At 70.6% G+C, this 6,000-nt stretch carries 5 protein-coding genes and 3 pseudogenes; 4 read left to right on the forward strand and 4 right to left on the reverse strand.

The features are described from left to right. Positions 1-1,580 precede the first annotated feature (1,580 nt). Positions 1,581-2,234 (reverse strand): annotated as a pseudogene (locus ACH4UM_RS16100) (BTAD domain-containing putative transcriptional regulator); the annotation flags it as partial. A 321-nt stretch (positions 2,235-2,555) separates the two neighbouring features. Between ACH4UM_RS16100 and ACH4UM_RS16105 the strand changes: the two are divergent. The 4 genes and pseudogenes from ACH4UM_RS16105 to ACH4UM_RS16120 all read left to right on the forward strand — a co-directional run bounded on the left by ACH4UM_RS16105 (position 2,556) and on the right by ACH4UM_RS16120 (position 4,878). Continuing rightward, positions 2,556-3,092: a hypothetical protein gene (locus ACH4UM_RS16105; protein ID WP_398178617.1), complete on the forward strand. Its 537-nt coding sequence runs from the start codon at positions 2,556-2,558 to the stop codon at positions 3,090-3,092. A gap of 114 nt (positions 3,093-3,206) precedes the next feature. Continuing rightward, positions 3,207-3,428, forward strand: a pseudogene (locus tag ACH4UM_RS16110) (hypothetical protein); the annotation flags it as partial. Then, a complete protein-coding gene (locus ACH4UM_RS16115; protein ID WP_398178620.1) occupies positions 3,344-3,997 on the forward strand; it encodes a PQQ-binding-like beta-propeller repeat protein in 654 nt (217 codons plus the stop codon). The pseudogene ACH4UM_RS16110 and the gene ACH4UM_RS16115, both read left to right, overlap by 85 nt. Before the next feature lie 344 nt (positions 3,998-4,341). Then, a complete protein-coding gene (locus ACH4UM_RS16120; protein WP_398178623.1) occupies positions 4,342-4,878 on the forward strand; it encodes a hypothetical protein in 537 nt (178 codons plus the stop codon). 37 nt (positions 4,879-4,915) lie between these two features. Here the strand turns inward: ACH4UM_RS16120 and ACH4UM_RS16125 are convergent. The 3 genes and pseudogenes from ACH4UM_RS16125 to ACH4UM_RS16135 all read right to left on the reverse strand — a co-directional run. Beyond that, a pseudogene (locus tag ACH4UM_RS16125) lies at positions 4,916-5,307 on the reverse strand (DUF1152 domain-containing protein); the annotation flags it as partial. A 67-nt stretch (positions 5,308-5,374) separates the two neighbouring features. Next, positions 5,375-5,866, reverse strand: a complete 492-nt coding sequence (locus ACH4UM_RS16130; RefSeq protein WP_398178626.1) for an ATP-binding protein — start codon at positions 5,864-5,866, stop codon at positions 5,375-5,377. Positions 5,867-5,909: 43 nt separating this feature from the next. Beyond that, positions 5,910-5,987 carry a hypothetical protein gene (locus tag ACH4UM_RS16135; protein ID WP_398178629.1) on the reverse strand — a complete coding sequence of 26 codons (78 nt, stop codon included), beginning with the start codon at positions 5,985-5,987 and terminating at the stop codon, positions 5,910-5,912. Between the last annotated feature and the right edge of the window lie 13 nt (positions 5,988-6,000).

The following is a 6,000-nucleotide window of genomic DNA, read 5'->3' on the forward strand; positions in this document are numbered from 1 at the left end:
AGGGGCGCGTCGGATGCGCAGAGCTCCTGCAGTCGCGCGTACTCCGGCGGGCGTATGTCCGGGGTGGCACACAGCACGGCGGCCATCGCCCGCACAATCGTGTCCGGCGGGGCGGGCGGCAGCCGGCGCAGGGTGACGAGCTGCCGTACGGCGTGCGGGCCGAGGCCGACGAAGAGGGCCCCCGTGCACACCGCCGCCGCGCTGCGGGCCGCCTCCACGTCCTCGGGGTTCTCGGGGCCGGGGCGGAACCGGGACAGCGGCCCGCCGGTCTCGGCGCACAGGGCGACGAGCCGTGCGTAGTTGGAGTCGGTGACCCACAGGGAGGCCAGCACGGCGGTGAGCGCCGCGGTGGTGGGCCCGTCGGCGCGGGCCAGCGCGTACCGCAGGGCCAGGACGAGGTTGTCCTGCTCGGCCCGCATACGGAACCACGAGGGCAGCGGGTCGCCGCGGAACAGCGCGTCGTGGTGCGCACGCCCGAAGTCCCGGGCCCAGACGAGGAACCGGCCGGTCACCACCTCCTCCTCACCGGCCTCGGCGCGCCGGGCGGCACTGAACTCCCGCAGCGTCTCCAGCATGTGGAAGCGCACCCCGGAAGGACTGTCACCCACTTTGACCAGGGACTGTCCGGCCAGCTGTTCCAGCAGCGTCAGCGCGTCCCCGCTCTCGCCGAGCACGCACTGGGCCGCGTCCTCGGTGAAGCCCCCGGGAAACACCGACAACGCACGCAGTGCGGCCTGCCCGTCGGCCTCCAGCAGATTCCAGCTCCACTCGACCACGGCCTGCAGCGTGCGATGCCGCTCGGGCGCGTCGCGCGCGCCGCCGCGCAGCAGTGCGAAGCGGTCCCGGAGCCGACGCGAGATGTCGGCCACGGAGAGCACCCGGACCCGGGCAGCGGCGAGTTCGACGGCCAGCGGCAGCCCGTCCAGGTGGCGGCAGATCTCGGCCACCTTGTCGGCGGGCAGTTCCACGCCGGGCCTGGCAGCCCGCGCCCGCTGCCCGAAGAGCTCGACCGATGTCGCCGGCGAAAGCTCCGGCAGGGCGTACACGGACTCCGAGGTCAGGCCCAGCGGAGCCCGGCTGGTGGCCAGGACCCGCAGCTCCTTCGTCCGCGACACCAGTGCCTGTACGAGATCCGCCGCGCCGGGGATCACCTGCTCGCAGTTGTCCAGCACCAGCAGCGCGGGCCCGGCGCCCAGCGCGGCCACGATGCCGCTCACCGCATCCCCGCCCCCGCTGAACCGCCCGCCCTCCCCGGCACCGACGGCCGAGGCCACTTCGGCGGCGACGTCGTCATCGGCGAGGACACCGGCCAGGGCGACGAAATGCACCACGGGCTGATCGGCCGCCCGGCTCACCGCGTGGGAGAGACGCGTCTTGCCCAGCCCACCGGGCCCGACGACCGTGACCACCCGGACCGTGCGCAGCAGCCCGGCCACGGCGGCGACGTCGGCGTCCCGCCCCAGCAGCGGGTTCGGTTCGTGCGGCACACCGTGGCGGACACGTGGCGCGTCCGCCCGCACCAACTCCTGGTACAGGGACCTGAGTCCGGGCCCCGGATCGGTCCCCAGCTCGTCCCGCAGCCGACGGCGATAGGCGTCGTACCGGGTCAGCGCCGCAGCCCGCCCCGCGGTCGCGGCCTCACACCGCAGCAGCTCGGCCAGCACTTCCTCGTCCCGGGGCAGCTCCCGGGCCAGCCCGGCCAGCGGCTCCGCCGCCTCCTCCCGCCGCCCCACCCGGGCGAGCGCGAGCGCCCGGGAGCGGACCAGCGACCGCAGTGCCCGGACCCGATCGGCGCGCAGCGCCACCACCGGATCGTGCAGGTCCTCTCCCGAACCGGCGCCCACGCTCCCGTCCCACAGGGCCAGGCCCGCCTCGGCCTGCTCCAGAACGCCCTCGTGGTCCCCCGCCCGCGCGCGTTCGGCGCTCACCGCCTCGTACAGCAGCAGCGCCGAACTGTCGACCTGCGCCTCGTCCAGCGCCAGCCGGTACCCCGTCGGCGTGCTCACGATCAGCTCGGCACCCAGCTGCGCCCTGAGCCTTGACACCAGGACCTGTACCGCCTTGCCCGGCCGCTCCGGCAGCTCGTCCGGCCACAGGCCCTCCACCAGCCGACCGGTGCTGCAGCCGGTGCGCAGATCCCCGGCGAGCAGCGCCAACAGCCCGCGCAGCCGGGGCGCGGTGACCTCCCGCCCGCGATGGGCGACTCGGGACAGCAGCGCCAACTCGGTGGTCATGCCTGAAGATTAGCCAGCGGAATGCCGGGCGCACCCGCGCGTGGCCCGCAAGGGCACCGACGCCCGGGCCGCCTCGCCGGGGAGCGGGCCTTTCGACACCTTGGAGGTGGAAGGTCTGAGTCCTGGCGCACGTCCAGGGCAGGCTCAAGAAGCGCCTCTGTGTGGCGACCGGCGCTGAGTTCGCGCTGATTGCCTCATGCGCGCCCGGGTGCTGGGCGGGAAGTCTTGGCGATGTTCTGACACACGACCTGTTGACCCTGTGCTCCGTACGGCGTTGGATCTTCCCTGTCCGTGCGGGTGCCCGGGCAGAGAGCCAGGACGATGACTGAGGACGCCAGACCCGGGCTGATGCGGGTGGTCCACTTCGAGCAGGCGTCCGCGCTGATGATGGGCGCGGGTGCGGTGCTGTCCGAAGGGTTGCTGCTGGCCCTGATCGGTACGGCTTACCGGCTGGGGACCCTGCTGGTGGGAACAGTTGCGGTCACTCTTGTGTGCCTGGCGCTGCTGCCGCTTGGTTTCCGTCTCCCCGCCCGGCTTCGCCGCAGGTACGAGCATGCCGCGCAGATGGACGGCCTCGACGCACCGCACGCCGGCCAGGACGCAGCGTGGCGGCAGTCGCTACGGCGCACGGCAGGACTCGTCGGCGTGGCAGCCTGCTGGATGATGCTCATCGGCCTGATGTTCCATGAGGTGATGCCGCCCGTCATGCTGGTGCCGGGGGCCATGACCCAGTGGGCGCGGTCCCGGGCGACCGCGGACTGGGAGCAAGCGAACGGGGCAGCCCTGTGGCAGGGCGTACCCGGACTGCTGGGTACCCGAGGCCCGGTATTCCGTGTGCCGGCGGACTACGGGATGTGAACCATGACCGGCTGACCTGCCAAGTCTCTGACGTGGCCCGGAGCTCGACCATCGCCGCTGTTCCCCGTGAATCCCCGGGGGATTCCGCCGCATCGCATCGGGCACGCTGCGGGCATGAGCCTCCGCTTTCAGGCGAGTTCGATCGGGCGCCTCGGGGCAGGTGGGATGGGCCGTGTCTATCTCGCGCGCAGCGGAGGTGGGCGTACCGTCGCGGTGAAGGTCGTACGGGCCGACTTGGCCGAGGCAAGCGTGTGGGCGCTGGCCGGCGGATTGGCCGAGGCGCTGCGCGGCATCCGCGGAGCGGGTTTGATGCACCGGGATCTCAAGCCGTCCAACTGACAGGCAGCCACCTCGTCTATACCGACGACGGAACCAACGCATTGAACGTCCGCAATACAGCCGATGGCCGAATAGCCTGGTCCGCGACTTTTGACGAGTCGGGCAACTACATCCTTCCGGCAGTGGACAACGGCACCGTATTCGTCGCCGACCAGTACATCGCCGCCTACGACCTCGCTACGAGCAGAAAGAAGTGGACGGCACTCAGCCGCAGCTCAGAGGGGTTCTTCAGCGCCCCACGGGTCAAGGACGGCGTGCTGTACATCGGCGACAGCGACCGAGGCGTACGCGCTCTCGACGCCTCCGATGGCCGGCAAATCTGGTCAACGAGCATAGACGGAGGAGCCAACGGCAACGACCTTGTGGTGACCGGCACCGCCGTGTACGTCGCCAGCGGCGACCGATCCAGCGGCGTTTACGCACTGGACCGCCGAACGGGGAAAATGGTCTGGAACTTCCGCACCAGCCAGATCTCGGCTTCCAAAGGTATCTGGGAACTGGCTGGCGGAGGCAATTCCATCGTCGCCTGCACCGCCGGGAATGTCTTCGCGCTCCCTCCTGTTTGAGCTCGGCGTAACCTCACCGGATATGCCGGCATCTCCTGGGCCCCGCACTCACCGCAGGCCAGGTCACTGAACAAGTCGCATGCCCGCCACATCGGAGAAGGCGCGACTCATCGGTCTTGAAGGCGATGCCGCTGATCGTGGACGTAACCCACTCTGCCGGGCCGGGCTTGGAAGTCGTATGCACAAGGGGGGAGTTCGGCACCCTGGCTTGCGCCGGCGAACTCGCCCGGATTCGACAGTGATCGGAGACCCAGGTGTCAACGATGGCCGTCGGTCTTGGAATGGCCGATACAGCTGAGCGGAGACGGTAACCCGGTTCGTGGAACACGTGATCCAATGAGTGGATGATGGACACGAGCACGCCCTTGGGACCGTTGGAACTGCTCGACGGCCGCTGGGTGATGGGGGACACCGGCAAGGGCCACTGGGTGGAATTCCGCAGGGACGGGCTGTACCAGCACGAGCCCGACTCGGAAGGACAGCTGATCCCATGGCCTCGGATCATGCTGGGCATGAACCTCACCATGGGCAGCAAATACCCGGCCAGGGGGTCGAACGGCTTCGGGGGGCTCCTCGGCGGCCTGCCCGGCCCCTGGCGGGGGCGCGGCAGCGGCTACCTGCACATGACGCTGCGCGACCCCTACGAGAACTGGATCGCCCGCTTCGACCGGCACCCCCGCTCCTATCCCGGCGCCCACCTCGTCTTCCTCCAGACGCTGACGATGCAGGTCATCGACGCCGGCCAGGCGCACCTCCTGGGCGACCCCGAGTGGCTGGGCCGCGTGGTCGCACGGTTGGCGCCGCAGCGGCCCCGGGGGCGGCGTGGGATGAGGGAAGCGGTGACGGGGGCCGTTGAGGCGGAGGGAATAGAGGCTGCCTGAGTGGTGGAGCGGGCGGTGGCCGTGGTGACTTCCACTGGACGCGCCACAGGGGCGCGTCGTACTGCTCTGGCCAGCTGTTGATGAGGAACTGCCGCAACTCCTCGCGCTGCAGGCCGCTGAGGTTCGGGGACTCGGCGATGCGACGGAACGTCGTGCTTCCCGGCTGTGGGCCTCGGCTTCGTCCAGATGCGCAGTCGCCATGATGGCTCGGGCCAGTTGGTCGCGGCTGACGGCGTCGTCCAGGTCGACCTCATGCACCCTCGGGCTCTCGTCCGTGAGCGGCACGGGCAGCCCTGCATCCCGGATCTCGTACGTGCCTCGCACGCCCCTGGCCGCCGCGAGCACCCCGGTCGCCTCGGACGGATGCCACTTCAGGACCGAGTTGATCGTGTCCACGTCCCGCGCGGTGAAGGTGTGGACAACGGGGCCCAGCGCGTCGGCCCACCTCGGAGGCTGAGGCCGCCGCAGAGACGTGCGGTTGTCGTGCCACGGGTGGTCAAGCCCCCATCCTGAGAACGGCCCAACGGGTGGTCCTCTCGGGGTGGCGGGATATTCCGTGTTGTGCGGAGAGGGCCGCGACGATGTCGGTCCCGCGACCGTTTTCCCTGTATACGGCGGGGTGGGGGTCATCGTGCGCTGGGCGTCGTTGAGGTGCCGGACCCGTGTCGGTGAGCTCGATGCGGAGGGTGCGGCGGCTGCCGGCCTCGGGCAGGGACAACCGCAGCACTGTCGGCGGCAGTGCGTGGACGATCGCGTTGGTGGTCAGCTCCGAGATCACCAGGAGGGCGTCGTCGACTGTCGGGGCGGGCACGCGCCATTGGGCGAGGACGGTGCGTGCCCGTCGGCGTACGGCGGACACGACCTCGGGTCCGTGCGGCAAGACTGCACAGACGTGTTCGAGCCGCGAGGGCGGGGCAATATGGGCGTCATACGTGCTCGTGGCGGGGACGCTCATCCTCGGCCACCTCCACTGGTCTTTGCTTCTCATGTCGGAAGCGGCGGCTGGTTCGGTGCCGCTGGTGACCGTCGGGTCATTCGGCGGTGGCGAGGATCTGGGTCAGTGTCGTGACGGCCTGTTCGGCGTCGTGGCCTTCGGCGCGGACGGTCACGGTGGTTCCGGCG

Source organism: Streptomyces sp. NPDC020801 (assembly GCF_044334385.1).
Classification (GTDB): domain Bacteria; phylum Actinomycetota; class Actinomycetes; order Streptomycetales; family Streptomycetaceae; genus Streptomyces.